Origin of the sequence: Micromonospora fulviviridis, from assembly GCF_014648395.1 — a bacterium.
Classification (GTDB): Bacteria; Actinomycetota; Actinomycetes; order Mycobacteriales; family Micromonosporaceae; genus Micromonospora; species Micromonospora fulviviridis.
This window is the reverse complement of sequence record NZ_BMRA01000015.1, coordinates 52,267-78,226: the sequence shown is the minus strand read 5'-3', so window position 1 is coordinate 78,226 and position 25,960 is coordinate 52,267. Positions and strand designations below refer to the sequence as shown.

Here is a 25,960-nt window from a genome sequence, read left to right as displayed (position 1 = left end):
GCCCGCTTCGCTTTTTCAGGTGCGGGGTGGGTCCCGCTGGAAGGATTGGCGTCGTGACGACGTTCGTTGACCGGGTCGTCCTGCACATGCAGGCCGGCGACGGCGGGCACGGCTGTGTCTCCATCCACCGGGAGAAGTTCAAGCCGTTCGGCGGCCCCGACGGCGGCAACGGTGGGCACGGCGGCAGCGTCTCGCTGGTCGTCGACCCGCAGGTGACCACGCTGCTCGACTTCCACTTCCGCCCGCACATGAAGGCCGAGAACGGCAAGGGCGGGGCCGGCTCGAACCGGGACGGGGCCAACGGCCACGACCTGATCATCAAGGTGCCGAACGGCACCGTGGTGCAGACCCTCGACGGCAAGGTGCTCGCCGACCTGGTCGGCCCGGGCACCACCTTCGAGGCGGCCCGGGGCGGGCGCGGCGGCCGAGGCAACGCCTCGCTGGCGAACGCCCGGCGGAAGGCCCCCGGCTTCGCCGAACTGGGCGAGCCCGGCGACCGGCTCGACGTGGTGCTGGAGCTGAAGAGCGTCGCCGACGTCGGCCTGGTGGGCTTCCCCTCCGCCGGCAAGTCGTCGCTGATCTCGGTGATCTCCGCCGCCAAGCCGAAGATCGCCGACTACCCGTTCACCACCCTGGTGCCCAACCTGGGCGTCGTCCGGGTGGACAACCACACCTTCACCGTCGCCGACGTGCCGGGGCTGATCCCGGGCGCGGCCACCGGCAAGGGGTTGGGCCTGGAGTTCCTCCGCCACGTCGAGCGCTGCGCCGTGCTGGTGCACGTGGTCGACACGGCGACGCTGGAGCCGGGCCGTGACCCGCTCGCCGACATCGACGCCATCGAGTCCGAGCTGACCCAGTACGGCGGTCTGACCGACCGTCCCCGCCTGGTCGCGCTCAACAAGATCGACGTGCCGGACGGGCGGGACCTCGCCGACATCGTCCGGCCCGACCTGGAGGCCCGCGGCTTCCGGGTGTTCGACATCTCGACCGCCACCCGGGAAGGGCTGCGGGAGCTGATGTACGCGATGGCCGAGCTGGTCGACCAGGCCCGCCGGGCCGCGCCGCCGGCCGAGCCGACCCGGATCGTGATCCGACCGAAGGCGGTCGACGACGCCGGCTTCACCGTCGAGGCGGAGGAGGACGGCTCCTACACCGTCCGGGGCAGCCGTCCGGAGCGCTGGGTCAAGCAGACGAACTTCGACAACGACGAGGCGGTGGGCTTCCTGGCCGACCGGCTGGCCCGCCTCGGCGTCGAGGAGAAGCTGGCCAAGGCCGGCGCCCAGGCGGGCGACCTGGTCCGGATCGGCGACCGGGAGTTCGACTGGCAGCCCACCCTCTACGCCGGCGTCGACTTCGTCCCCGGCAACCGGGGCACCGACGTCCGGCTGGAGGACAAGTCGACCCGCGTGTCCGCCGCGGAGCGGCTGGCCGCCCGCAAGGCGCGCCGGGTGCGTTCCGAGGACGAGGTGGCGGCCGCCGCGCAGGACGACGCCGACGACGAGGACTGGGAGTAGTTCCGCTCCGTCCGTGTTCGGGATGTTGGCCGGAAACCTCCGCGAAATCCGGCCGACCTACCGTGACGGAATGCTGATCGAGTCCCGCCCCGCCACCGATCCGGAGATCGCCGCCCTGGTCGCCGCACAGCAGCGTGAGCTGCGCGAGGCCGACGGCGGCCTGGACGGGCAGGCGACGATCACCCACGACGACATCCGCTACCTGGCCGTGGTCGACGGCGGGCGGGCGGTCGCCTGCGGCGGGCTCCAGGCCCTCGACGCCGACACCGGCGAGCTGAAGCGGATGTACGTCCGGCCGGCGTACCGGGGGCGGGGGATCGCCCGGCAGTTGCTGGCCGCCCTGGAGGAGTTGGCCTTCCGGCAGGGGCACACCACCGTCTGCCTGGAGACCGGCACCTACCTCCCGGCCGCCATCGGCCTCTACCGCTCCTGCGGCTACCGGCCCGTGCCCGTGTACGGGGAGTACGTCGACAACCCGTACAGCGTCTGCTTCGCCAAGCGCCTGCCGGTCGCCGCCTGAGCGGACGCTACGCGCCGGTCTGGGCGTGCGCCGCGGTGACCGGCTTGGACTCGGGGCTGGCGTGCTGGCGCAGCACGATGCTGAGCAGGATCAGTACGCCCACGGCGAGGAACTCGCTCTGCCAGTTCTGCATCGACTGGAACCAGAAGTCGCTGGTGCCGAGGAACTGCCAGGCGCTGATCGGGGCGGCCCCGCTCTGCAACGCCTGCTCCTCGTTGTACGCGGCCACGCCGCCGAAGAGGTGGCCGAGGAACGCCCCGCCGAAGATCATCAGCAACGCGATGGAGAGGCTGTTCCGGTAGACCACCAGCGGCAGGCCACCGGCCCGCACCGGCCAGGGGGAGTCCGGGGTCCGGCGCCGCGGGTCGTCCTCGGGCCGGTCCGTCTGGCCCTCCGGTTTCGACTCGGCCGAGCCCTTCTGCACCAGGTACGCGGTGAGCAGCACGTAGCCGCCCATCTGGAGGAACTCCGACTCCCAGTTCTCGAAGACCGCCTCGGCGAAGTGCCCGGTGCCCAGGTACGCCCACCAGCTCAGCGGCGCGGCGCCGTACTCGGCCAGCTCCTCGTTGTGCACCTGCCAGCCGAACACGCTCTGCAACAGCAGGAAGACCACGAACGCGCCGAGCATGGCGACCGTGAGCGCGTTCTCCCGCAACCACCGTGGCATCGCCGGACCTCCTCGTCCCGCCGGGATCACTCCCCGTGGTGGTCCTCGTGCCCCGGGCGCTGATCGGGCAAACCCGTACCCGGTGTGTCCCGGGCGACGCCGCCCGAACGGGTGACGGTGCTGGTCAGGGCCGGTCGAGAGGGCTGTCCGGCCGCCCGCCGGTGCCCACCTCGTTGTTGAGCAGCAGGCCCAGGGCGAGCATGCCGAAGCCGAGGAAGAGGTGCAGCCAGTTGTCGGCGTCGTTGAACGGCACGAAGTTCGCCGCGGTCTCCCGGTCGATGGCGAAGCCGTACAGCCAGAGGCCCAGGTAGGCGGCGCCGCCGCCGGCCAGGAACAGCCGCGCCCCGGCGATCCGGCGAGCCAGCACGAGGCCGGCCAGGCCGAAGAGCAGGTGCAGCAGGTTGTGCAGGATCGACACCTGGAACAGGCCGATCAGCTTGGCCTCCGAGTGGTGGCCGGCGAACTTCAGGTCGCCGTAGTGGGTGGTGAAGCCGGGGACGAAGCCGAGCACGCCGATCAGCAGGAAGACGGCGGCCACCGCGAGGGCGACCTTCTGGATCGTCGGCCGGGGCCGGGCCGGGGCGCGTCCGCGCACGGCACGTGCCATCGCTGTCACCTCCGTGGAGCTCACCGCCGCCCGGGCGGGCAGACCCTCCATTGTGTGACCGGCGCGGGTCGCTTCCGCAGAGAAATGACGAATCAGGCATGGACCCGGCAACCGGGGGTAGGGAATTCGACACGCCGACAGGAACGTCGGCGTGATCCCCCGAGCACAACCGCTACGAATTCCGAGCGGAAGGGACATCATGACCTACGATCTCTCATCCACGTCCAGCACGTACGAGTCGACCAACGGCGGCGGGGTCCGTGACCAGGCCCGCCAGGTCGGCAACGAGGCCGCCAACGCGGGCGGCGCGGTCGCCCAGACCGCCAAGGAGCAGGGCCAGGAGGTCGTCGGCGAGGCGAAGCGCCAGGCCCGCAACCTCTACGGCGAGGCCCGGAACCAGGTCACCGCCCAGACCAGCCAGCAGCAGCAGCGCGCGGCGAGCGGGCTGCGGTCGCTGGCCGAGGAGGTGCGCTCGATGGCGCAGAACGGCGGCAGCGGCGGCCCGGTCACCGAGCTGGCCCACCAGGCCGCCGACCGGGTGCACGGCGTGGCCGGCTGGCTGGAGCAGCGCGAGCCGGGTGACCTGCTCAACGAGGTGAAGACCTACGCCCGCCGCAACCCGGGCACCTTCCTGCTCGGCGCCGCCCTGCTCGGCGTGGTCGCCGGCCGGCTGACCCGGAACATCGCGGCGATCGGTGACGGCGCCGACGGTGTCCGGCCGTCCTACGACCCGGACCGGACCGCGGTCATCCCCACCTCCCGGGCGGTGCCGGAGCAGGTCCCGCCGGGCGGCTACCTCGACCCGACCCCCGGCACGTACGCCGAGCCGGACCCGGGCTACTCCACGCCGGGCGCGACCTACCCGGGCGGCGGCGCTCCGAACACCTGGGCCGACCCGGAGGGTGGCACCGGCCAGCCGCTGCCCCCGCCGAGCCGGACCGACCCGCTGCCGGGCGTGCCGTCGAGCGGCGTCAACCGTCCGTGAACGGCCTGACCGGCAGAAGGGAGGCGACGGCATGAGCATGCCGACGCAGGGGTCCGGACTGGACTCCGGCTACCAGGCGGCGGGCGCGCCGCCCACCGCGGACGAGGTCCGGGGCAGCTCCATCGGCGAGCTGATGCGCCAGGTCACCACCGACCTCTCCACGCTGATGCGCCAGGAGGTCGAGCTGGCCAAGGCCGAGATCCGCCAGGAGGGGAAGAAGGCGGGCAAGGCCGCCGGCCTCTTCGGCGGCGCGGGCTTCGGCGGCTACATGGTGGCGCTCTTCGTCTCCATCGCGCTGTGGCAGTTCCTGGACAACGTGATGGATTCGGGCCTGGCCGCGCTGATCGTGGCTGTTCTCTGGGCCGTGATCGCCGGGGTCCTCTACTCGATGGCGAAGAAGAACGCCGAGCGGATCCGCGGCCTCAAGCAGACCAACGACAGCGTGCAGCGCATCCCTGACGCGCTCAAGCCGCACCCGGAGGGAGTCACCCGATGAGCACCGACCCCGACCAGATCCGCCGGGAGATCGAAGCCACTCGCACCAACCTGAGCTCGGACGTGGACGCCCTGGCGTACAAGGTCAGCCCGAGCCGCATCGTCGACGACCGCAAGCAGCGCGTCCGCAGCGCGCTGACGAATGTGAAGGACAAGGTGATGGGAACCGCATCGGATCTCGGCCACAGCACCGGCCACGCCGCCCACTCGGTGGGCGACCACGCCTCCTCGGCGGCGTCCACGGTCGGCGACAAGGCGCACGCCGCCGCCTCGACCGTCGGCGACGCCGCCCAGCGGGCGCCGCACGTGCTGCGGGAGAAGTCCGAGGGCAACCCGATCGCCGCCGGCGTGATCGCCTTCGGCGTCGGCATGCTGGTGTCCTCGCTGATCCCGGCCACGCGCCGCGAGCAGCAGGTCGCCGCGCAGGTCAAGGAGAAGGCCGCCGAGCACGGCGGCGTCGTCAAGGAGAAGCTGAGCGAGGTCGCCGGTGAGCTGAAGGACGAGCTGCGCGAGCCGGCGCAGCACGCCACCGAGTCGGTGAAGGCCACCGCGCAGGACGCCGTGCACGCGGTCAAGGACGACACGAAGACCGCCGCGCAGGACGTCAAGGACACCGCGCAGCAGTCCCGCGACCAGGTGCGGTACTGACCAGGACGCCCGTACGCCGCAGCTCGCGGCCACTCCCGGCAGCACGCCGGGGAGTGGCCGCGAGCTGTTCGCGTGCGGGGTGACCGCTCAGCGCGCCAGCCGGTCCGCCCGGACCGGGGCCGGCGCGGCGCCGGTCTCCACCCAGAGCACCAGGTCGTCGGGGCGGCGTTCGGTCAGCCGCCGGCGCAACGCCCGGGTGGAGTGCGCGACCGGGCGGGCGTCCGCACCGGGCCCGCCGTCGCGCAGCCGCCGGCCCACGGCGAGCCAGGCGCAGACCCCGCGTTCGAGTAGCCAGACCGGTGCCGCGAGCACGGTGTGCGCCGGGAAGACCCGGGCGCCGCCGGCCCGTCGCCGGCCCAGCTCCGCCACGGCCACCGTCGCCACCCCGGCCCGCAGCAGCAGTCCGGGCCGGCGGGCGGCGAGCGCGGCCGCCGCGGCCGGCAGCACCGCCAGCGCGGCGACCAGCCACCCGGGCCGGGCCAGTTCGTCGTACGCCTGCCGGACCCGCTGCCGGCGGAACCGCGCCACGGTGGGCGGGCGCCGGCGCACGTACAGCCAGGCGGGGGCCGCCGTGGCGGCGCCGTACGCGCGGACCGTCCGGACCAGCTCCAGGCTCCCGAAGAGCACGTCCGGGTCGTAGCCGCCCATGGCCAGGAAGGTGCTCCGGCGCACCGCGAGGCTGCCCGGCCGGTCCCCGCCGAGCGCCCGGTGGAGCAGCATCCGGCCGGTGTCCCACCACGCCGGCCAGGGCAGCGGGTCGAAGTGGTGCTGCGGCCGGACCAGGTCCACCCGGTCGAGCAGCCCGTGCACGGCGCACAGCGCCGCGCGGTCGTACCGGACGTCGGCGCCGGCGATCACCACGTGCTCGTGGCGGGCCAGGGCGACCCCGGTCAGCACGCCGAGCGCCGTGCCGTTGCGCCCGGTCAGCGCGGGATCGGGTGGGACGTGCCGGACCAGGCCCCGCCAGGCGGCGGTGTGCCGCGCGAACAACTCCGGCGGCGACCCGTCGACCACGATCACGTCCACCCACCGGTTCAGCTCGCGCAGGTAGGCGGTCAGCTCGGCGAGGCCGGTGTCGGCGGCCACGCGCAGCGGCAGGACGTACGCCATGGGGAGCCGGTCCGGCGCGGGCGCCGCGCCGTGGTCGAGGTGGACGAACGGCGCGTCGTCCGCGGCCGGGATCCGCCGGCCGTGCTCCTCGCGGTCAAAGGCCACGCGTGCCCCTCTACGGTCTGGCAGGGTGGCCGGCAGCGTGCCCGAAATTTCGGTGATCAAACCGTTTCGCCGTTTCGACCCGGTCGGGCCGGGTAGCGCTGCGGGATGCGGGCGGTCCGAGACGCCCCGGTGGAGGAGACGTGATGAGCAGCAACGCGACGAGGTGGGCGCTGGCCGGCGCCGCCACGATGACCGCGCTCGGGGTCGGCCGGGTGGTGGCCCGGCGCCGGCGCCGGCACCAACCCGACCGGGCGGACGGCTGGTACGTCGTCCACCGGGGGATCACCGTGGACCGGCCGATGCCGGCGGTGATCGGCTTCTGGACCGACCGGGAACGGCTCGACCGGGGGCTCGCCGAGTGGGCGACCCTGGAGCAGCTCGACGACAACCGCTGGCGCTGCGTGGCGAGCGACCCGGCCGGCGGGGGCACCGAGTGGCGGGCCGAGATCACCGTCGACGGCCCGGGCCGGCTGAGCTGGCGGGTCACCGAGGGACCGGTGGCCCAGGAGGGGCGGGTCGAGCTGGCGCCCGCGCCGCAGGACCGGGGCACCGAGATCCGCGCCGAGCTGCGCTGGCGGTCCGGCCCGATCCGCCGGGCGCTCGGCCTGGCCGGCGGGGACGACCCGGACCTCGCCCTGCGCACCGCCCTGCGCCGGATCAAGTCGCTGATCGAGACCGGCCAGGTGCTGGACACGCGGCACGACCCGTCGGGGCGCAGCCCGAAGCAGGAGGAGGCGACCGACCGGATCCGGGAGAAGCTGATGGTGGGAGGGCGGCCGTGAGGGCACTGTGCTGGGAGGGCGTCGGCAGGCTGGCCGTACGCGACGTGCCGGACCCGACCATCCGGTCGGCCGGCGACATCATCGTCAAGGTACGGGCCAGCAGTGTCTGCGGCTCCGACCTGCACCTGATCAACGGGTACCTGCCGGCGATGCGGGAGGGGGACATCCTCGGCCACGAGTTCATGGGCGAGGTGGTGGAGACCGGCCCGGACGTGCAACGCATCAAGGTCGGCGACCGGGTGGTGGTGGGCTCGGTGGTGGCCTGCGGCGGCTGCTGGTACTGCCGCACCGAGCAGTACTCGCTCTGCGACAACTCCAACCCGCAGCCGGTCTTCACCGAGAAGCTGTGGGGTCACTCCCCGGCCGGCATCCTCGGCTACTCGCACGCGGCCGGCGGCTACTCCGGCAGCCACGCCGAGTACATCCGGGTGCCGTTCGGCGACGTCGGCGCGTTCACCGTGCCCGACGGGGTGCCGGACGACTCGGTGGTGTTCGCCTCCGACGCCATGCCGACCGGCTGGATGGCGGCCGACTTCTGCGGCCTCAAGGGCGGCGAGGTGGTCGCCGTCTGGGGCGCCGGCGGGGTGGGGCAGATGGCCGCCCGGTCTGCGCAGATCCTCGGCGCCGAGCGGGTCATCGTCATCGACCGGCTGCCGGAACGGCTGGCCACCGCGACGCAGCGACTCGGCGTGGAGACGATCAACTACGCGGAGACCGACGTGCTGGAGGCGCTGCGCGAGATGACCGCCGGGCGCGGGCCGGACGCCTGCATCGAGGCGGTCGGCATGGAGTCGCACGACGTCGGGCCGGCCTACGCGTACGACAAGGCGAAGCAGAGCGCCCGGCTCCAGTCCGACCGGCCGACCTCGGTCCGGCAGGCCATCATGGCGTGCCGCAAGGGCGGCACGGTGAGCATCGTCGGGGTGTACGGCGGCCTGGTCGACAAGTTCCCGCTCGGCGCGGCCATGAACAAGGCGCTCGTGCTGCGGATGGGGCAGATGCACGCCCAGCGCTACATCCCGATGCTGCTGGACCGGGTCGCCATCGGCGAGATCGACCCGGGCTACCTGGCCACCCACCCGATGTCGCTGGAGGAGGGCGCCCGGGGCTACGAGATCTTCCAGAAGAAGGAGGACGGCTGCCTGCGCACCGTGCTGCACCCGCAGGCGGCCTGACCGGCGCGGGATCGCCGGGACGTGCGTCGATTCGAAATCCCGGGGCGGGGTACAGCGTCCACATGCCCGCCGAGATCGATGAGACGCCGTCCCGGCCCGCCGCGCGGGCCTTCGCCGGCAGCGCGGTCGCCGTGGTGGTGGCCGGCGCGGTGGCCCTGCTGACCCGGCAGCCGTGGCTGTTCCCCAGCCTCGGGCCGGCGATCATGCTGCACGTCGAGCAGCCCGGCAAGCCGGAGTCCTCGCCCCGCAACACCGTCCTCGGGCACCTCGTGGCGTTGCTCGCCGGGTACGCGTTCCTGCTGGCCACCGGCCTCGCCGATCATCCGTCGGCACTCCAGGAGGGAGTGTCCGGGGCGCGGATCGTGGCCGCGGCCGGCTCGCTCGCGGTCACCGCCGCGGTGCTGGTGCTGCTGAAGGCCGCGCACCCGCCGGCCGGCGCCACCACACTGATCGTGAGCCTCGGCCTCCTGCACACCCCCGGCCAGCTCGTCGTCGCCTTCGCCGCCGTACTGCTGGTGACCGTGGTGGACCTGCTGTTCAACCGGGCGGCCGGCCGACCGATGCCGCTCTGGGCGGCGCCGAGGGAGGGATGAGCGATGGTGGACCGGATCGCCGACCCCTGGGGGCCGCGCACGCCGTACGGGCCGGGGGAGCGCTGGCCGGTGCGGGTGGACACCTTCCTGGCCGACGGGCACACCGAGGCCGACGTGCAGCGCTGGGTGCCGAGCGCCTCCATCCTGCACTCCAACGGCGACGCCATGGACATCGCCGTGGCGGACGACCGGATCGTCGGCGTCCGCGGCCGCTCCGGCGACCGCGTCAACCACGGCCGGGTCGACCCGAAGGACCTCTACGGCTGGCAGGCCAACCACAGCCCGGACCGGCTGCGCCGGCCGCTGGTCCGGGAGGGGGACCGGCTCGTCGAGACCGACTGGGACACCGCCATGGGCCGGATCGTGGCCCGGTCCCGGGAGCTGCTGGACGGCCCGGGCGGCTGGGGCCACTTCGGCTTCTACACCAGCGGGCAGCTCTTCCTGGAGGAGTACTACACGCTCAGCGTGATCGGGAAGGCCGGGCTCGGCACCCCGCACATGGACGGCAACACCCGGCTCTGCACCGCCACCGCCGCAGCGGCGCTCAAGGCGTCCTTCGGCACCGACGGGCAGCCCGGCTCGTACACCGACGTGGACCACTGCGACGCGATCGCGCTGTGGGGGCACAACGTCGCGGAGACCCAGACGGTGCTCTGGATGCGCATGCTGGACCGGCGGCGCGGGCCGAACCCGCCGGCGATGCTCGCCGTCGACCCGCGCGCCACCCCGGTGGCCCGGGAGGCCGACGTGCACCTGGCGCTGCGCAACGGCACCAACCAGGCGCTGCTCAACGGCCTGCTCCGGGAGGTGATCCACCGCGGCTGGTACGACGAGGCGTACGTCGAGGCCCACACGCTCGGCTTCGAGGAGCTGTGCCAGGTGGTGGAGGACTACCCGGTCGCCAAGGTGGCCGAGATCTGCGACCTGCGGGCCGCGGACATCGAGCGCGCCGCCGAGCTGCTCGGGCGCTCGGAGCGGCTGCTCTCCACCGTCCTCCAGGGCTTCTACCAGTCCAACCAGGCCACCGCGGCGTCCTGCCAGGTGAACAACCTGCACCTCATCCGCGGCATGCTGGGGCGACCCGGCGCCGGGCTCTACCAGATGAACGGGCAGCCCACCGCGCAGAACAACCGCGAGTGCGGCGCCGACGGCGACCTGCCCGGCCTGCGCAACTGGGCCAACGAGGAACACATCGCCGAGCTGGCCCGGCTGTGGAACGTCGAGGTCGACCGGATCCCCCACTGGGCGCCGCCGACGCACGCCATGCAGATCTTCCGGTACGCCGAGCAGGGCTCGATCAAGCTGCTCTGGATCTCGGCCACCAACCCGGCGGTCTCCCTGCCCGACCTGGCCCGGATCCGCCGGATCCTGGCGAACCCCGAGCTGTTCGTGGTGGTGCAGGACCTCTTCCTGACCGAGACCGCCGAGCTGGCCGACGTGGTGCTGCCGGCCGCCACCTGGGGTGAGAAGACCGGCACCTTCACCAGCGTCGACCGGACCGTGCACATCTCCGACAAGGCGGTCGAGCCGCCCGGCGAGGCCCGGCCCGACCTGGACATCTTCCTCGACTACGCGCGCCGGATGGACTTCCGGGACTCCGACGGGAACCCGCTGATCACCTGGACCGGGCCGGAGGAGGTGTTCGAGGCGTGGAAGGAGTGCTCGCGCGGCCGGCCCTGCGACTACACCGCGATCACCTACGACAAGCTGCGCACCGGCGGCATCCAGTGGCCGTGCACCGACGAGCACCCGGACGGCACCGAGCGGCTCTACACCGACGGGGTGTTCAACACCGACCCGGACTACTGCGAGTCGTACGGCCACGACCTGGCCACCGGGGCCGAGCTGCTGCCCGAGGAGTACCGCGCCAAACAGCCCGGCGGGCGCGCGTTCCTGCACGCCGCGGCGTACCAGCCGTCCCCGGAGGTGCCGAGCGGAGAATTCCCGCTGCTGCTCACCACCGGGCGGACCGTCTACCAGTTCCACACCCGGACCAAGACCGGCCGGGCCGCCCAGCTCGTGCACGCCGCCCCCGAGTCGTGGGTGGAGCTCAACCCGGCCGACGCCGAACCGCTCGGCGTCGGCGAGGGGGACCTGGTGCGGATCGAGTCGCCGCGCGGCGTCGTCCGCGCCCGGGCCCGCATCTGCGGGGTACGCCGCGGCGTGGTCTTCCTCCCCTTCCACTACGGCTACTGGGACGCGGCCGACGGGGCCGCCCCGGGCGAGGGGCGGCACGACCGGGCGGCCAACGAGCTGACCATCACCGCCTGGGACCCGGTCTCCAAGCAGCCGATCTTCAAGGTGGCGGCGGTGCGGGTGGTGAAGGAGGCCGACTCCGGCGGCCGGCCCTCACCCGCGCCGACGGTGGGCGGTTCCGCCCCGCCGGAGGGCTCCGGGATCCCGGCCACGGTCGGCGGCCCGGCCGCCGAGGCGCCGTCGAGGGGGGAGTGACATGCACCTGGCCCACTATCTCGGCCTGCTGCACAAGGCCCAGGAGCGCCTCGGTGACGCGTTCACCGAGGTGGGGAAGGCGCACGCGGACGAGCCGGACGTCTTCCACACCTGCGAGAAGCTGGCCACCCAGTGCCGCGGGCACGCGGAGAAGCTGGCCCCCTTCGCCCGCCGGTACGCCGAGGAGGCCCCGGCCGAGCCGGACCGGCTGCACTCCGAGCTGTTCTCCGGCACCCGGACCGGGCCGATCGGGCTGCTCCGCGACCTCCAGGACCTCTACCTGATGGCCGCCGAGTGCGACATCTGCTGGACCGTGGTCGGGCAGGCCGCGTACGGGGCCCGTGACGAGGACCTGCTCGGCGTGGTCAAGGCGTGCGAGCAGGAGACGTCGATCCAGCTCAAGTGGCTCCGTACCCGGATGAAGCAGGCCGCCCCGCAGGCGCTCGTGGTCGCCGGGTGACCGCCTGTCACACCCCCGGGTGAGACCGGCGCCGGCTGGTCCGGGCCGGTCTCCGTGCTGCGCTGATCACGCGGTCCGGCGTACCCCGTCGATGACCAGGCCGCTGGGCGGCAGGGCGGGCATCCGCCCCAGGTCCAGCGCCAGGTTCTGCGGCGGCACCCGGTAGCTCATCGACCCGGTCAGGTTGCCGACCGCCCGTTTCATCAGCTCGATCGTGATCCACTCGCCGGCGCAGCGGTGGCCGGTGAGGTGGTCGCCGCCGCCCTGCGGCACCAGCCCGTGCGGGTCGTCCCGCCAGCCGTCGAACCGCTCCGGCCGGAACTGCTCCGGCTCCGGCCAGAGCCGCGGGTGGTGGTTGGTGCCGTAGAGGTCGAGCAGCACCCGCCGGCCCTGCGGGAAGGCGTACCCCTGCCACTCGAACGAGCGCCGGACCCGGGCCGCGGCCAGGGGGAAGAACGGGTAGTAGCGGCGGACCTCCTGCACGAAGCTCTCGGTCGCCGCGTCGTCGCCGCGCACCCGGTCCCGCCAGTGCGGGTGGTCGTGCAGCGCCAGCCCGGCGAAGACCACGAAGCGGTCCACCGCGACGGTGGGGCGGAGCACGTTGAGCAGTTCCACCGCGGCGATCCGGCGGGGCAGCAGGATGCCCTGCCGGTCCCGGTGCCCGGCGATCACCCGCAGCGCGCTGCCCTCCGGCGCGGGCAGCGCGCCGGAGCGCACCCGCTCGATCACGTCGCCGGCCCACCGTTCCGCGCGGCGGCGGCCGAGCAGGCCCCGCCAGTACCGGCGCCCGACCGCGGCCGGACCCTCGATCATCGCGTGCATACCGGCGGTCCGGCGCGGCACGTCGGCGTCGGCCAGCGGCACCCCGGCCCAGGCCCAGACCGCCCGGGTCAGCATCCGGGCCACCTCGTCGTAGAGCACCACCGGTCCCGACTCGGCCCACGCCGGGATCCGGGCCCGCCACTCGTCGTCGAAGAGCTGCCCGAGGTGGCGGATCGCCGCCGGCGTCATGATCGACATGAACATCGCCTTGCGGTCCCGGTGCACCGCGCCGTCGAGGCCCTGCACGCCGCCGACCCCGGTCAGGGTGCGCTGCCCGCGCATCGGCATGGCGCCGCGCCGGACGAAGCGCTCGTTGTCGTAGAACAGCTCGGCGGCCGGGCGGCCGCGCAGGCAGATGGTCGGCTCCAGCAGCAGCCGGGTCTGGAAGATGTCGCTGCCGAGGCGGTCGCACCGCGCGCCGACGAACCGGTAGCCCTCGCGGAGGAACGCCAGCGTGTTCTCCGGGCTGCGGTCGCTCGGGATGGTGCTCATCAGCTGCTCCTGACGCGGCTCGGCGGCCCTGCACGGTCGCTGCGCTACCTACCCCGGCCGGCGCACCCAAATCCTCGGCGCGGCCCCGCGCGTCCGCGCCGCCGGCGGCCCCGCGCGTCCGCGCCGCCGGCGGTCCCGCATCACCCGGGCGCTGCCCCGCGCGTCCGCGCCGCCGGCGGTCCCGGGTCCACGTCCCGTGCCTCGTGGCCTCGTGGTTCGGCGGTCGTGGCGGCGGGCGCCGGGGGAGGGGCCGGCGGAGAGCGCGGAAGCTGGCCCCTCCCAGGGCGCGGAAAAGCTGGTTGTCTTCGAGGCGGGGCCGGCGGCGGCCGGTCCCGCCCCCGCCGGCAGGACCCCGGCGGGGCGGCCATCGGCGACGGGGAGGACGGATGCGGAACGACAGAGCGGCACACCGGCGGCACCGGCGGGCGGTGACCGGGCTGCGGCACGGCGACCGGGAGGAGCCGCTGATCGCGCCGTCCCGGCGCGCCGGGGCCCGGCCGCCCCGGCACTTCACCGTGCACCTCGGCTTCGAGGCGGCCGACACCGCCATCGCGCGGGAGCTGGCCGTCGCGTACGCCGAGGCGCTCGGCCTGCTCCGCCCGGAGCTGGCGCTCGGCGCGGCGGCGCTCTCCCCGGCCGACGCCTGGCACCGCGCGCAGCGGCTCTTCTGCGGGGCGGTCGGCCCCGACGGCGAGCGCTGCGCGGACGTGGCGGGCCATCCGGGCTTCCACCACGCGCCCGGCCCCGGCGGGCTCGGCTGGGGCGACGGTGACTGAGCGCCCGGGCTCAGCTCAGGTCGAACTCGCCGTCCTGGGCGCCCGCCACGAACGCGTCCCACTCGTCCTGCGTGAAGACCAGCACCGGCCCGTCCGGCTCGGCCGAGTTGCGCATCCCGATCAAGTCGTCGACGAACGCCACCTCGACCGCGCTGTCGGACGTGTCGCCATCGGCCCGCTGCCAGACCGCCCGGGACAGGTCGAAGTCGCCCTTGGGGTGCTGACCCATCGTTGTTCCTCCATTGCCAGGGGTAACGGGGGAGCCCACTCGGACCCCATCGGGCAGGATAAGCGGATGCCGAGCCTGAGCCGTGTAGAGGCGACCGCGCGTGGCGCGTTGATTACCGTCGAGTCCTACCAGGTGGACCTCGACCTGACCGGCGACGCCGAGCGGTTCCGCTCCACCGTCACCATCCGGTTCCGGGCGACCCCCGGCGCCGAGACCTTCGCCGAGGTCAAACCCCACCGACTCCTCGGGGTACGCCTCAACGACCGCGACCTCGACCCGGCGCTGCTGGACGACAACCGCCTGCCGCTGACCGGGCTGGCCGCGACCAACACGCTGACCGTCAGCGCCGAGATGGCCTACTCCAACACCGGTGAGGGGGTGCACCGCTTCGTCGACCCGGCCGACGGCGAGACCTACCTCTACGCCATGTCCTTCCTCGACGACGTGCAGCGCATCTTCGCCGCGTTCGACCAGCCCGACCTCAAGGCCCCGGTGACCCTCGCGGTCACCGCCCCGCCGGAGTGGACGGTGGCGGCCAACGGCCAGGTCGCCGACCGGCCGGCGCCGGGGCGCTGGGAGTTCGCGCCCACCGCGCCGCTGGCCACGTACTTCGTCACGCTGATCGCCGGCCCCTGGCACGTCCGGGAGGACGAGCACGACGGCATCCCGCTCGCCGTCTACTGCCGGAAGTCCCTCGCCGCGCACCTGGACGCCGACGCCGAGGAGATCTTCACCGTCACCAAGCAGTGCCTCGACCGGTTCCACCAGCTCTTCGCCGAGCGCTACCCGTTCGGCAAGTACGACCAGGCGTTCGTCCCCGAGTTCAACGCCGGCGCCATGGAGAATCCGGGCCTGGTGACCCTGCGCGACGACTACGTCTTCCGCTCGGCGGTCACCGACACCCAGCGGGAGCTGCGGGCCACCACCATCGCGCACGAGATGGCGCACATGTGGTTCGGCGACCTGGTCACCATGCGCTGGTGGGACGACCTCTGGCTGAACGAGTCCTTCGCGGAGTACCTGGGCACCCGGGTCACCGCCGAGGCCACCCGTTTCACCCAGGCGTGGACCACCTTCGCCATGCGCCGCAAGGCCTGGGGCTACGCGGCCGACCAGCGGCCCTCCACCCACCCGGTGGCCCCCGAGGAGGTCACCGACGCGGCCCAGGCGCTGCTGAACTTCGACGGCATCTCCTACGCCAAGGGCGCCAGTGTCCTGCGCCAGCTGGTCGCCTGGGTGGGCGACGAGCCCTTCCTGGCCGGCCTGAACGCGCACTTCGCCAAGCACCGGTTCGGCAACGCCACCCTCACCGACCTGCTGGAGAGCCTGAGCGCCGCCAGCGGGCGGGACCTGGCCGACTGGGCCGAGCGCTGGCTGCGCCGCCCGCAGGTCAACACGCTGCGGATGGAGACCGCGGTGAACGCCGACGGCCGGTGGGCGGAGGCGGCGGTGGTGCAGACCGCGCCGGAGGCGTACCCGGTGCTGCGCCCGCACCGCATCGGCGTGGCCCGCCACGCCCCCGACGCCCCGGCCCGCCACTTCGAGGTTGACCTCGACCCGGCCGCCGACCAGGGCCGCACGGTGCTGGCCGAGCTGGTCGGGCAGCCGGCCACCGGCCTGCTGCTGCCCAACGCCGGTGACCTCACCTTCGCCAAGATCCGGCTCGACCCCGCTTCGGCGGACGCGGTGCCCATGGTGCTCCCGGGGCTGGCCGACCCGCTGGCCCGGGCGCTGCTCTGGGGCGAGGCCCTGGACGCGGCCACCGACGGCGAACGGCCGGTGACCTCGCTGGTCTCCCTCATCGCCGCGGCACTGCCGGCCGAGACCGAGGTGATCATCGCGGAGGACGTGCTCAGCCTCAGTCGCAACCTGGTCGACCGCTACCTCGACCCGCTGGCCCGGGACGCGGCCCTGCTCCGGATCGCCGGGGCCTGCGCCACCCTGCTGGCCGGCGCCCCGGCCGGCGGCTCGCTGCAACTCGCCGCGGCCCGCGGGCTGATCGGGGCCACCACCGACACCGGGCTGCTCGCCGGCTGGCTGGGCGGCGAGGGCGTGCCGGAAGGGCTGGCGGTCGACGCCGACCTGCGCTGGGCGCTGCTGCACCGGCTCGTGGTGCTCGGCGCGGCCGGCGAGCCGGAGATCGCCGCCGAGGCGGCGGCCGACCGCAGCGCCACCGGGGCGGAGCGGGCCGCGAGCTGCCGGGCCGCGCTGCCCGACGCCGAGGCCAAGCGGGCCGCCTGGGAGATCGTGACAAGCAACACCGACCTCTCCAACCGCCTCGTCGAGGCGACCGCGGAGGGCTTCTGGCAGCCCGAGCAGGCCGAGCTGACGGCCGGCTACGTCGAGCGGTACTTCGCCGACATGCCGGCGGCGGCGCGGCTGCGTACCCCGTGGACGGCGGACCGGGTCGCCACCCTGGCCTTCCCCCGCTACGCCGTGGCCCAGCCCACCCGGGAACTGGCCGCGGCGCTGCTGGCCCGCGACGACCTCACGCCGGGGCTGCGCCGGCGGGTCGTCGACCTCGACGACGACCTGCGCCGCGCCCTGGTCGCCCGGACGGCGGTGGCCGCCGCGGGCGCCTGACGTGGCGACCGCGCCGGGCGGGGCGTACCCCTGCCCGGCGCGGTCCGTGGGACGGCCCGGCGGCCCCGGCGGCCGCTCGCCGGGCCCCGGCCTACGATCGCGGGGTGGAGGAAGACATCCGGCGGATCGGGATCATGGGCGGCACCTTCGACCCCATCCACCACGGGCACCTGGTGGCGGCCAGCGAGGTGGCGGACCGGTTCGGCCTGGACGAGGTGGTCTTCGTGCCCACCGGGCAGCCGTGGCAGAAGGCGGACGAACCGGTCAGCCCGGCCGAGGACCGCTACCTCATGACGGTGATCGCCACCGCGTCCAACCCCCGATTCCAGGTCAGCCGGGTCGACATCGACCGGGGCGGCCCCACCTACACGGTCGACACGCTGCGCGACCTCCAGGCCGAGTACGGCCCGAAGGTGCAGCTCTTCTTCATCACGGGCGCGGACGCCCTGGAGCGCATCCTCTCGTGGAAGGACCTGGACGAGGTCCTCGAACTGGCCCACTTCATCGGGGTGACCCGCCCCGGCTTCGAGCTTTCCGACAAGCACCTGCCCGCCGACTCGGTCAGCCTGGTGCAGGTGCCCGCGATGGCGATCTCCTCGACCGACTGCCGTGCCCGGGTCGCCCGGGGTGAGCCGGTCTGGTACCTCATCCCGGACGGTGTGGTGCAGTACATCGCCAAACGGCGGCTCTACCAGCGGTGATTCCGCCCGGAACGTGAGCGTTTGTCCGCGTAATCGACCAGAACTGACAAGTCGTCGCGCCGCCGGGTGTGAGAGGCTTGGAGGGTCGCACGGTTGATCGAAGGAGAACGGTGACAGTTTCCGAACGCGCGCACGAGCTGGCGATGGCCGCCGCCCAGGCCGCGGCCGACAAGAAGGCACAGGACATCGTCATCATCGACGTGGGCGACCAGCTCGCGATCACCGACGCGTTCCTGCTGGCCGCCGCTCCGAACGAGCGTCAGGTGCTCGCCATCGTCGACGCCATCGAGGAGCGCCTGCTGGAGCTGCCGGAGAAGGCCAAGCCGGTCCGCCGCGAGGGCGAGCGGGGTGGCCGCTGGGTGCTGCTCGACTACGTCGACATCGTGGTCCACGTGCAGCACACCGAGGAGCGCGAGTTCTACGCCCTCGACCGGCTCTGGAAGGACTGCCCGCAGATTCCGTTCGTGGACCGGGACCTCGCCGACTCGGCCGCCGGCAGCGCCACCGCCGAATGACCCGCCTGATCATCTGGCGGCACGGCAACACCGACTGGAACGCCGCCGGCCGGGTCCAGGGGCAGACCGACGTGCCGCTCAACGACCTCGGCCGCGAGCAGGCCCGGACCGCCGCGCCGGTGCTGGCCGCGCTGCGCCCGGACGCCATCGTCGCCAGCGACCTGCGCCGGGCCGCCGACACCGCCGCCGCGCTCGCCGCGCTGACCGGGCTGCCGGTCCGCTCCGACGCCCGGCTGCGCGAACGGTACTTCGGCCAGTGGCAGGGCCTGGCCCTCACCGAGGTCGCCGAGCGCTTCCCCGACGAGTACACCCGCTGGCGGGCCGGCGACCCCGACCCCGGCGCCGGCATCGAGAGCCTCGACGACCTGGGCAAGCGGCTCGGCACCGCGTTCCAGGAGGCGGCCGACCTGGCCGCCGGCGGCACCGTGGTGGTCACCACGCACGGCGGCGGCGCCCGGCAGGGCGTCGGCCACCTGCTCGGCTGGGACCACGCCGTGCTGCGCAGCCTCGGGTCGCTGGCCAACTGCCACTGGACCGAGCTGCGTCACGACGACGTCCGGGGCTGGCACCTGCGGGCGCACAACGTCGGGCTGATCACCCAGCCCGCACTCACCGACGCGGTCTGAGCCGTTCGGCCCCGGCGCGCCGCCGTGACATCGGCTAGCGTGCCGGGCATGCCCGTCGCGGTCGTCACCGACTCCACCGCCTACCTGCCGCCTGAGCTGGTCCGCGCGCACCGGCTCACCGTCGTCCCGCTGACCGTCGTGCTCAACGGGGCCGAAGGGCTGGAAGGCGTCGAGACGTTCCCGGAGGAAGCCACCCGCGTACTGAGCGGCCGGCGCGTCACGGTCAGCACCTCCCGGCCGGCCCCGGAACAGTTCGCGCAGGTCTACCGGCAGCTGCTCGCCGACGGCGCCGAGGGCGTCGTCTCGGTGCACCTCTCAGCCGAACTGTCCGGCACCGTCGAGGCCGCCCGACTGGCCGCCGCCGAGGTCGGCGACGACCGGGTCACCGTGGTCGACAGCCGCTCCACGGGCATGGGCCTGGGCTTCCCGGTGCTCGCCGCCGCCGCGGCCGCCGCCGGGGGCGCGGACCTTGACGGGGTACGCCAAGCGGCGCTCGACGCCGTCGGCCGGACCACCATCTTCTTCTACGTCGACACCCTGGAGTTCCTGCGCCGGGGCGGTCGGATCAACGCGGCCGAGGCGCTGCTCGGCACCGCCCTGTCGGTCAAGCCGATCATGCACATGCCGGACGGCACGATCGTGGTGCGGGACAAGGTCCGCACCGCCAGCCGGGGCGTGGCGCGCCTCATCGACCTCGCGGTCGAAGCGGCCGGCGATGCCGAGGTCGACCTCGCCGTGCACCACCTGGCCGCTCCGCAGCGCGCCGAACAGTTGCTGACCGCGCTCACCGAGCGGCTGGGCGACCGGCTGCACGACACGTACGTCACCGAGGCCGGCGCGGTGATCGCCGCGCACGCCGGCCCCGGCCTGGCCTGCGTGGTCGTCCACCGCCGCTCATGATCGCGTTCGCTGCCGTGGCCGCTGTCCCGGTCAGCGTGGTCGTCGCGGTCGCTGCGGTGACCGCTGACCTGGTCGGCGCGGTCAGCGTGGTCGTCGCGGTCGCTGCCGTGGCCGCCGCCCTGGTCGGCCGGCCTCGGCTGGTCCGATCTTGGAGAGTTTCCGTTCCTGTCGAACGGCAACTCGCCAAGATCGCCGGGCCGCGGGTGGTCGGATGAACGCTCGGTCCTACGTGGTCACCGGGGGCGGCCGGGGTGTCGGGCGGGCCGTCGTCGAGCGGCTCGTGATCGACGGGGGCACCGTAGTCGTGGTCGAGCGGGACGAGGCCGCGCTGCACTGGTTGGCCGGGCACCCGGCCGCCGACCGGCTGCGCCCCGTGGCCGGCGACGCCGCCGACGAGCAGGTCACCGGGCGGGCCGCCGACCTCGCCGAGGCGGCCGCCCCACTGGCCGGGTGGGTCAACAACGCCGCCGTGTTCCGGGACGCCGCCCTGCACCGCGCGCCGGCGGGGGAGGTGTTCGACCTGATCGCCGCCAACCTGCGCCCCGCCGTGGTCGGCGCCGGCACGGCCGTACGCCGGTTCCTGGCCGCCGGCACCGGCGGTGCGATCGTCAACGTCTCCTCCCACCAGGCCCGCCGGGCGGTGCCGGGCGCCCTGCCGTACGCCACCGCCAAGGCCGCCGTCGAGGGGCTGACCCGGGCCCTCGCCGTGGACTACGGCGGCCGGGGGATTCGCACCAACGCCGTCGCGCTCGGCTCGATCCACACCGAACGGCACGCCGCCTTCCTGGCCGGCCTCGACCCCGTCGAGGCGGACCGGGTCGAGGCGGAACTGGCCCGGCTGCACCCGGTGGGCCGGATCGGGCGTACCGGGGAGGTCGCCGAGGTGGTGGCCTTCCTGCTGTCGGCGGGGGCGGCCTTCGTCAACGGCGTGACCCTGCCGGTGGACGGGGGTCGGGCGGCGCTCGGCCCGGACCCGGAGGCACGGTCGACCGGGTGAGGCCCGGCGGCGCTCGGCCCGGGACCCGGAGGCAGAATGAGCACTGTGGATCGGCCCGCCATCGTCCTGGTGCACGGCACCCGCTTCGCCAGCGGCCAGTGGCAGCCGCAACTGCCCGCCCTCGCCGCCGAGTTCCCGGTCGCGGCCGTCGACCTGCCCGGGCACGGCCGCCGCGCGGCCGAACCCTGGAGCCTCGACCGGGCCGCCGACGTCGTGGCGGAGGCGGTCCGCGACCTCGACGCCGGCCCGGCCATGGTGGTGGGGCACTCCCTCGGCGGGTACGTCTCGCTGCACTTCGCCCGCCGGCACCCGGATCTGCTGGCCGGGTTGGTGCTGATGGGTGCGAGCGTGGCCACCACCGGACCGCTGGCCGTGCCGTACCGGCTGGTGGCGTCGCTGGTCGCCCGGCTGCCGGCCGCACGGCTCACCCGCTGGAACGACCGGCTGCTGCGCCGCCTCTACCCACCCGAGGTCGTCGACGCCACCATCGCCGACGGGTACGCCTTCCACACCCTCCCGGTCGCCTGGCGCGACGTCATGGGCCGGTTTGACGCGTCGAGCCTGGCGGCGGTGCGCGCCCCGGTGCTCATCCTCAACGGGGAGCGGGACCGGCTGTTCCGCTCGGGGGAGCGGGAGTTCGCCGCCGCCCGCCCCGGCACCCGCATCGAGCTGATCCCGGGCGCCGCGCACCTGGCCAACTTCGACAACCCGGTCGCGGTCACCGACGCCGTACTCCGCTTCGCCTGGGAGCTGTCCCCGGCCCGCTAGCAGGTCGTTCGCGGCGGTGAGCCAGGCAGGTCGCCGGCTCCCCGCTAGTCGAGGTCTGGGCGGCGCAGCGTCAGCGACTGGAACCGGTGGCCGCCGCCGACGTCCACGGAATGGAAGTCCACGACGTCGAACGACGCGGCGGCGAAGGCGAGCAGTTGCTCGTCGGTGCGGAACGAGAAGAAGCGCGGTGGCTTGTGATCGTCGCCGCTGATGGGACCTTCGGCGCTCTCGTTGCCTCCGTACACGCCGACGAAGAACAACCCGCCGGGGCGCAGGACCACCCGGATCGCCGCCAGGACCGCGGGCAGGTCGTGGTTGGGCACGTGCAGCAGGCAGTTCATCGCGAACACCGCGTCGAACGAGCTGGCCGGGAAGTCCAGCTGCAGGAAGTCCATGACGTGGGCCTCGATGCCCTTGGCCCGGCAGTGCTCGACCATCACCGGCGAGAGGTCAGCCGCGACGACGGCGAAGCCCTCCTGCTGGAACCAGGCGCTGTCCTGTCCGGTGCCGGCACCAATCTCCAGCAGCCGCGCGCCCGGTGCCAGCCGGTCACGGAACGCCTGCCGTTCCGCTACCTTCCACGGCTCCTTGGTGAGCGCGTCACGCCACGCCGCGTGCGAGTCGTACGCCGCACGCAGCGGGCTGAGCACCTCGGCGTACCGGATCGTCATGGCGATCATTATCGACGAGCCGGGGCGGTCACGATGTCCCGCCGCGACGGCTCGACGTGAGCCCCACCGGACCCACGTCGGCAAGTCCTCCGCGACAGGGCGTAGCACAGGTGGAGGTGATCTGGAGGGTCGTCCACAGGGCAGCCCGTCGTCCACAGGCGAGCGCTGATGCCGGCCCCGGGCCCGGGTGACGCCGTAGCTTCCAGCCGTGTCAGACGACGAGGAGACGACGGTACGGCGGCGGCTGGCCCGGCTGTTCGAGCCGGTCGACGTTCTCGCCCCGCCCGAGCGTGCCGCCATGCCGCCGGTCATCCGGCCCGGTCCGGGTCTCGACCCGGACCTGCCGCCGCGCAGCCGGGCTGTCTCCGCTCCTGATTCGCCGCCAGTCGGATCGTTCCCGGGGCCGATTCCCGAGCGTGCCTCCGGCTCTGCGGCGGAGTCGGATCGGGTGGACCCCGAAGCCGGCGAGCGGTGGCCGGCGGCGAGCCGGGTCGACGAGGCCCCGCCTGCCGCGCCCGACAATGCCGCTGACCCAAGGCCCTCCCTGGCGTCCCGGCTGCCCGGTCCGGGCGCCTTCGACCCCGGCCGGCGTGGTGTCCGGGCCCTCGCGGTGGTGGCGGCCGTGGTGGTCCTGGTCGCGGGAGTGTGGGCCTGGCGGTCCCGGCCGCACGCCGAGCCGGTCCGTCCGGTCGCGGCGGTCAGCGCACCGGAGTCCTCCGCGCCCGCGCCCACCGGCTCCACCGGTCAGGTGGTGGTCGCGCTGGCCGGCAAGGTCCGCCGTCCCGGCCTCGTCCGCCTCCCGGCCGGCGCGCGGGTGGCCGACGCCATCGAGGCGGCCGGCGGCGCGCTGCCCGGCGTCGACGTCGCCCTGCTCAACCCGGCCCGCAAGGTCACCGACGGCGAGCTGATCCTGGTCGGCGTCACCGCCCCACCCGGCCAGGGCGCCCCGGCCGCCGGCGGTGGCGGACCCGCGGCCGGCGGCGCGGCACCGGGAAGCGGTCCGGTCAACCTGAACACCGCCACCCTGGCCCAGCTCGACGCGCTGCCCGGCGTGGGCCCGGTGCTCGCCCAGCGGATCCTCGACCACCGCGACCAGCACGGCGGCTTCCGGTCGGTCTCCGACCTCCGCCAGGTCGACGGCATCGGCGACGCCCGGTACGAACAGCTCAAGGACCTGGTGACGGTGTGAGCGCCGGTGAGCCGCCCGGCCGCGTCGCCGCCACGGGTGGCGTGGCAGCCGGACGGCAGCGACGCGGCGACCGACCGTCGGACATCCGGTCGGCGGCAGGAGGAGGTCACCCGGCCGCGACCTCCGCGGGAGTCGCCGTTGCCGGCCCGGTTGCGACAGGGAGCGCGCCGGTCGACGACGGCAGCGCGACGGCAGGGCAAGTGCCCGACCTGCGGCTGGCCGGGCTGGCCGTGGCCGCCTGGCTCGCCGCCCTGGCCGGCCTGCACTCCACCGTGACGGCGAGCGCCACGCTGGCCGCCGTCGCCGCCGGCCTGGCGCTGCTCACCGGCCTGCACCTGTGCGGCCTGCTCGGCCGCCCGGCCGCCCCGGTCCGCCGTTACGGCTGGATCGCCGTCGCCGTGCTGCTGGGCGTGGTCTGCGGCGCGACCGCCACTGCGGCCCGCCTCGCGGTCCGCGACGCCGGCCCCGTGCGGGCGCTCGTGACCGGGCGGACCCTGGTCACCGCCGAGCTGGTGGTACGGGACGATCCGCGCCCGGTCCGGGGCGCGGCGGGCCGCCCGGCCACCCTGCTGGTCCGGGCCGACCTGGTACGCCTCACCGACCCGGCCGGTCGCCAGGTCACCGGCACGGTGCGCGGCCTGGTGCTGGCCAGCGACCCGGCCTGGCGCGAGCTGCTGCCGGGGCAGCGGGCGACCGCGCGGGGTCGGCTGTCGGCACCGCGCGGCGGGGACCTGACGGCGGCGGTGCTGTCGGCCACCGGGCCGCCGACCCGGCACGGCCCGGCGCCGTGGCCGCAGCGGGCGGCCGGCGTGCTGCGCGCCGGGCTGCAGCGGGCCTGCGCGCCGCTTCCCGACGCGCCGGGCGGGCTGCTGCCCGGCCTGGTGGTGGGGGACACCAGCCGGCTGCCGCCGGAGGTGGAGGAGGACTTCCGGGCCACCGGTATGACCCATCTCAACGCGGTGTCCGGGTCCAACGTGGCCATCGTGGTCGGGGCGGTGCTGCTGCTCGCCCGCTGGGCCCGGGCCGGTCCGCGGACGGCCGCCGCGCTGTGCGTACTCGCCCTGGTCGGGTTCGTGATCCTGGTCCGGCCGTCGCCGAGCGTGGTGCGCGCCGCGGCGATGGGGGCGATCGGGTTGGCCGCGCTCGCGACCGGGCGGTCCCGGGCCGCGCTGCCCGCCCTGGCCGCCGCGGTCACGGTGCTGGTGCTGGTCGACCCGGAGCTGGCCGGGGACCCCGGGTTCGCGCTCTCGGTGTGCGCCACCGGCGGGCTGCTGCTGCTCGCCCCCGGCTGGCGGGACGGGCTGCGCCGGCGGGGTGTGCCGCCCGGGCTGGCCGAGGCGCTGGCGGTGCCGGCGGCCGCGCAGCTGGCCTGCGGCCCGGTGATCGCCGGGCTCTCCGGGACGGTGAGCCTGGTCGCGGTGCCGGCGAACCTGCTGGCGGTGCCGGTCGTCGCGCCCGCCACCGTGCTGGGCGTGCTCGCGGCGGTGCTGTCGCCGGTCTGGCCGGCCGGCGCCGGGTTCGCCGCCTGGCTGGCGAGCTGGCCGGCCCGCTGGCTGGTGGCCGTGGCCGCGCACGGGGCGCGCCTGCCGGCCGGGACGTTGCCCTGGCCGGGCGGGGTGACCGGCGCCCTGCTGCTGGCCGCCGTGAGCGTGGCACTGCTGGTCGCCGTCCGGCGGCCGGTCCTCCGGCGGCTGGTCGCGGTCGTCGTGGTCGCCGTGGTGCTCGGCGCGCTGCCCGTCCGGCTGCTCGCCGCCGGCTGGCCACCGCCGGGCTGGGTGATCGTGGCGTGCTCGGTGGGGCAGGGGGACGCCGTGGTGCTGCCGGTCGGCGCCGGTCGGGCCGTGGTGGTCGACGCCGGCCCGGAGCCGTCCGGGGTGGACGGGTGCCTGCGCCGGCTCGGCGTACGCGAGGTGTCGCTGCTGGTGGTCAGTCACTTCCACGCCGACCACGTGGGCGGGGTCGCCGGGGTGTTCCGGGGCCGCCGGGTGGCGGCGGTGGCGACCCCGCAGTGGTCCGAGCCGCCCTACGGCGTCGCCCAGGTACGCGACGCCGCACGCGGGGGCGGCAGCACGCTGGCGCCGGTGCCGGCGGGCTGGCGGTGGCGGGCCGGGGCGGTCGAGCTGACCGCGATCGGGCCGCCCTACCCGCTGCGGGGCAGCCGGTCGGACCCGAACAACAACTCGCTGGTGCTGGCCGCCACCGTGCGCGGGGTGCGGATCCTGCTGCCCGGCGACGCCGAGACCGAGGAGCAGCGGGCGCTGCTGGAGACCGTGCCGGCCGGCGCGATCCGGGCCGACGTGCTGAAGGTGGCCCACCACGGGTCCGCGTACCAGGATCCGGAGTTCCTCGCCGCGGTCCGCCCGGCGGTCGCGCTGGTCTGCGTGGGCGTCGGCAACGACTACGGGCACCCCAACCGGGGCCTGCTGGACCGGTTGACCCGCGCGGGCGCCCGGGTGCTGCGCACCGACACCGACGGCGACGTGGCCGCGGTACGCACCGGTGCCGGCCTGGCAGTGGTGGCCCGCGGGACCGGCCCGGGGCGACAGCGGTGAGATCGGTTCGGCAAGCACCCCGGGAAT

General features: G+C 74.7%; 27 protein-coding genes. 21 read left to right on the top strand and 6 right to left on the bottom strand.

Annotation, left to right across the window (positions count from 1 at the left end; all coding sequences use genetic code 11):
• Positions 1–53: 53 nt before the first annotated feature.
• Complete coding sequence (gene obgE, locus IEY96_RS29645; protein WP_189198098.1) at positions 54–1,514, top strand: GTPase ObgE; 1,461 nt, start codon at positions 54–56, stop codon at positions 1,512–1,514.
• Positions 1,515–1,584: 70 nt separating this feature from the next.
• Positions 1,585–2,034, top strand: a complete 450-nt coding sequence (locus tag IEY96_RS29640) for a GNAT family N-acetyltransferase (RefSeq protein ID WP_189198097.1) — start codon at positions 1,585–1,587, stop codon at positions 2,032–2,034.
• A 7-nt stretch (positions 2,035–2,041) separates the two neighbouring features.
• Here IEY96_RS29640 and IEY96_RS29635 read toward each other — a convergent pair whose 3' ends face one another.
• Entirely contained in the window at positions 2,042–2,701 is a 660-nt protein-coding gene (locus IEY96_RS29635) for a DUF6766 family protein (protein ID WP_189198096.1), read from the bottom strand.
• Between the two features lie 124 nt (positions 2,702–2,825).
• Positions 2,826–3,308: a DUF4383 domain-containing protein gene (locus IEY96_RS29630; protein WP_189198095.1), complete on the bottom strand. Its 483-nt coding sequence runs from the start codon at positions 3,306–3,308 to the stop codon at positions 2,826–2,828.
• A gap of 199 nt (positions 3,309–3,507) precedes the next feature.
• Here IEY96_RS29630 and IEY96_RS29625 point away from each other — a divergent pair, with 199 nt between their 5' ends.
• From IEY96_RS29625 to IEY96_RS29615, 3 genes are read left to right on the top strand one after another with little or no spacing between them, the layout of a single operon-like run.
• Complete coding sequence (locus tag IEY96_RS29625; protein ID WP_189198094.1) at positions 3,508–4,293, top strand: F0F1 ATP synthase subunit B family protein; 786 nt, start codon at positions 3,508–3,510, stop codon at positions 4,291–4,293.
• 31 nt (positions 4,294–4,324) lie between these two features.
• A complete protein-coding gene (locus IEY96_RS29620) occupies positions 4,325–4,789 on the top strand; it encodes a phage holin family protein (RefSeq protein WP_189198093.1) in 465 nt (154 codons plus the stop codon).
• Positions 4,786–5,436: a DUF3618 domain-containing protein gene (locus IEY96_RS29615; protein WP_189198092.1), complete on the top strand. Its 651-nt coding sequence runs from the start codon at positions 4,786–4,788 to the stop codon at positions 5,434–5,436. Before IEY96_RS29620 ends, IEY96_RS29615 begins: the two co-directional genes overlap by 4 nt.
• Before the next feature lie 87 nt (positions 5,437–5,523).
• On the opposite strand, the gene IEY96_RS29610 is transcribed toward IEY96_RS29615, so the two are convergent.
• On the bottom strand, positions 5,524–6,651 hold the full coding sequence (locus IEY96_RS29610; protein WP_229791967.1) for a glycosyltransferase family 2 protein: 1,128 nt from the start codon (positions 6,649–6,651) through the stop codon (positions 5,524–5,526).
• A gap of 143 nt (positions 6,652–6,794) precedes the next feature.
• Here IEY96_RS29610 and IEY96_RS29605 point away from each other — a divergent pair, with 143 nt between their 5' ends.
• The 5 genes from IEY96_RS29605 to IEY96_RS29585 all read left to right on the top strand — a co-directional run bounded on the left by IEY96_RS29605 (position 6,795) and on the right by IEY96_RS29585 (position 12,112).
• Positions 6,795–7,433 (top strand): SRPBCC family protein, encoded by a 639-nt coding sequence (locus tag IEY96_RS29605; protein ID WP_189198091.1) that lies wholly within the window; start codon positions 6,795–6,797, stop codon positions 7,431–7,433.
• A complete protein-coding gene (locus IEY96_RS29600) occupies positions 7,430–8,608 on the top strand; it encodes a zinc-dependent alcohol dehydrogenase (RefSeq protein WP_189198090.1) in 1,179 nt (392 codons plus the stop codon). The genes IEY96_RS29605 and IEY96_RS29600 overlap by 4 nt, the downstream gene beginning before the upstream one ends.
• Positions 8,609–8,670: 62 nt before the next feature.
• A complete protein-coding gene (locus IEY96_RS29595) occupies positions 8,671–9,201 on the top strand; it encodes an HPP family protein (protein WP_189198089.1) in 531 nt (176 codons plus the stop codon).
• Between the two features lie 3 nt (positions 9,202–9,204).
• Positions 9,205–11,652, top strand: a complete 2,448-nt coding sequence (locus IEY96_RS29590) for a molybdopterin oxidoreductase family protein (protein ID WP_189198088.1) — start codon at positions 9,205–9,207, stop codon at positions 11,650–11,652.
• A 1-nt stretch (position 11,653) separates the two neighbouring features.
• On the top strand, positions 11,654–12,112 hold the full coding sequence (locus IEY96_RS29585) for a hypothetical protein (RefSeq protein WP_189198087.1): 459 nt from the start codon (positions 11,654–11,656) through the stop codon (positions 12,110–12,112).
• A 66-nt stretch (positions 12,113–12,178) separates the two neighbouring features.
• On the opposite strand, the gene IEY96_RS29580 is transcribed toward IEY96_RS29585, so the two are convergent.
• The gene (locus IEY96_RS29580) at positions 12,179–13,426 is read right to left on the bottom strand and encodes a cytochrome P450 (RefSeq protein ID WP_189198086.1); all 1,248 of its coding nucleotides are present in this window, start codon (positions 13,424–13,426) and stop codon (positions 12,179–12,181) included.
• Between the two features lie 386 nt (positions 13,427–13,812).
• Between IEY96_RS29580 and IEY96_RS29575 the strand changes: the two genes are divergently transcribed.
• On the top strand, positions 13,813–14,202 hold the full coding sequence (locus tag IEY96_RS29575) for a hypothetical protein (RefSeq protein ID WP_189198085.1): 390 nt from the start codon (positions 13,813–13,815) through the stop codon (positions 14,200–14,202).
• Positions 14,203–14,212: 10 nt separating this feature from the next.
• Here IEY96_RS29575 and IEY96_RS29570 read toward each other — a convergent pair whose 3' ends face one another.
• Entirely contained in the window at positions 14,213–14,431 is a 219-nt protein-coding gene (locus IEY96_RS29570) for a DUF397 domain-containing protein (RefSeq protein ID WP_091319205.1), read from the bottom strand.
• Positions 14,432–14,497: 66 nt separating this feature from the next.
• On the opposite strand from IEY96_RS29570, the gene pepN reads away from it, so the two are divergent.
• From pepN to IEY96_RS29530, 8 genes are all read left to right on the top strand, one after another.
• Positions 14,498–17,014, top strand: coding sequence for an aminopeptidase N (gene pepN / locus IEY96_RS29565; RefSeq protein ID WP_189198084.1), 2,517 nt, complete (start codon positions 14,498–14,500; stop codon positions 17,012–17,014).
• A gap of 104 nt (positions 17,015–17,118) precedes the next feature.
• Complete coding sequence (gene nadD, locus IEY96_RS29560) at positions 17,119–17,715, top strand: nicotinate-nucleotide adenylyltransferase (RefSeq protein ID WP_189198083.1); 597 nt, start codon at positions 17,119–17,121, stop codon at positions 17,713–17,715.
• 110 nt (positions 17,716–17,825) lie between these two features.
• Complete coding sequence (gene rsfS, locus IEY96_RS29555) at positions 17,826–18,230, top strand: ribosome silencing factor (RefSeq protein ID WP_189198082.1); 405 nt, start codon at positions 17,826–17,828, stop codon at positions 18,228–18,230.
• Complete coding sequence (locus tag IEY96_RS29550) at positions 18,227–18,856, top strand: histidine phosphatase family protein (RefSeq protein WP_189198081.1); 630 nt, start codon at positions 18,227–18,229, stop codon at positions 18,854–18,856. Before rsfS ends, IEY96_RS29550 begins: the two co-directional genes overlap by 4 nt.
• Positions 18,857–18,904: 48 nt before the next feature.
• The gene (locus IEY96_RS29545; RefSeq protein ID WP_189198080.1) at positions 18,905–19,756 is read left to right on the top strand and encodes a DegV family protein; all 852 of its coding nucleotides are present in this window, start codon (positions 18,905–18,907) and stop codon (positions 19,754–19,756) included.
• Positions 19,753–19,971 (top strand): hypothetical protein, encoded by a 219-nt coding sequence (locus tag IEY96_RS29540; RefSeq protein WP_189198079.1) that lies wholly within the window; start codon positions 19,753–19,755, stop codon positions 19,969–19,971. The genes IEY96_RS29545 and IEY96_RS29540 overlap by 4 nt, the downstream gene beginning before the upstream one ends.
• Positions 19,968–20,753 (top strand): SDR family NAD(P)-dependent oxidoreductase, encoded by a 786-nt coding sequence (locus tag IEY96_RS29535; RefSeq protein ID WP_189198078.1) that lies wholly within the window; start codon positions 19,968–19,970, stop codon positions 20,751–20,753. The genes IEY96_RS29540 and IEY96_RS29535 overlap by 4 nt, the downstream gene beginning before the upstream one ends.
• A gap of 36 nt (positions 20,754–20,789) precedes the next feature.
• Complete coding sequence (locus IEY96_RS29530) at positions 20,790–21,521, top strand: alpha/beta fold hydrolase (protein WP_189198077.1); 732 nt, start codon at positions 20,790–20,792, stop codon at positions 21,519–21,521.
• A 44-nt stretch (positions 21,522–21,565) separates the two neighbouring features.
• Here the strand turns inward: IEY96_RS29530 and IEY96_RS29525 are convergent, their stop codons facing one another.
• Positions 21,566–22,192, bottom strand: a complete 627-nt coding sequence (locus tag IEY96_RS29525) for a class I SAM-dependent methyltransferase (RefSeq protein ID WP_373293670.1) — start codon at positions 22,190–22,192, stop codon at positions 21,566–21,568.
• Between the two features lie 208 nt (positions 22,193–22,400).
• On the opposite strand from IEY96_RS29525, the gene IEY96_RS29520 reads away from it, so the two are divergent.
• Together IEY96_RS29520 and IEY96_RS29515 are read left to right on the top strand one after the other, a co-directional pair.
• On the top strand, positions 22,401–23,381 hold the full coding sequence (locus IEY96_RS29520; protein WP_229791966.1) for a ComEA family DNA-binding protein: 981 nt from the start codon (positions 22,401–22,403) through the stop codon (positions 23,379–23,381).
• A gap of 200 nt (positions 23,382–23,581) precedes the next feature.
• Complete coding sequence (locus IEY96_RS29515) at positions 23,582–25,933, top strand: ComEC/Rec2 family competence protein (protein ID WP_189198075.1); 2,352 nt, start codon at positions 23,582–23,584, stop codon at positions 25,931–25,933.
• The last annotated feature ends 27 nt before the right edge of the window (positions 25,934–25,960 follow it).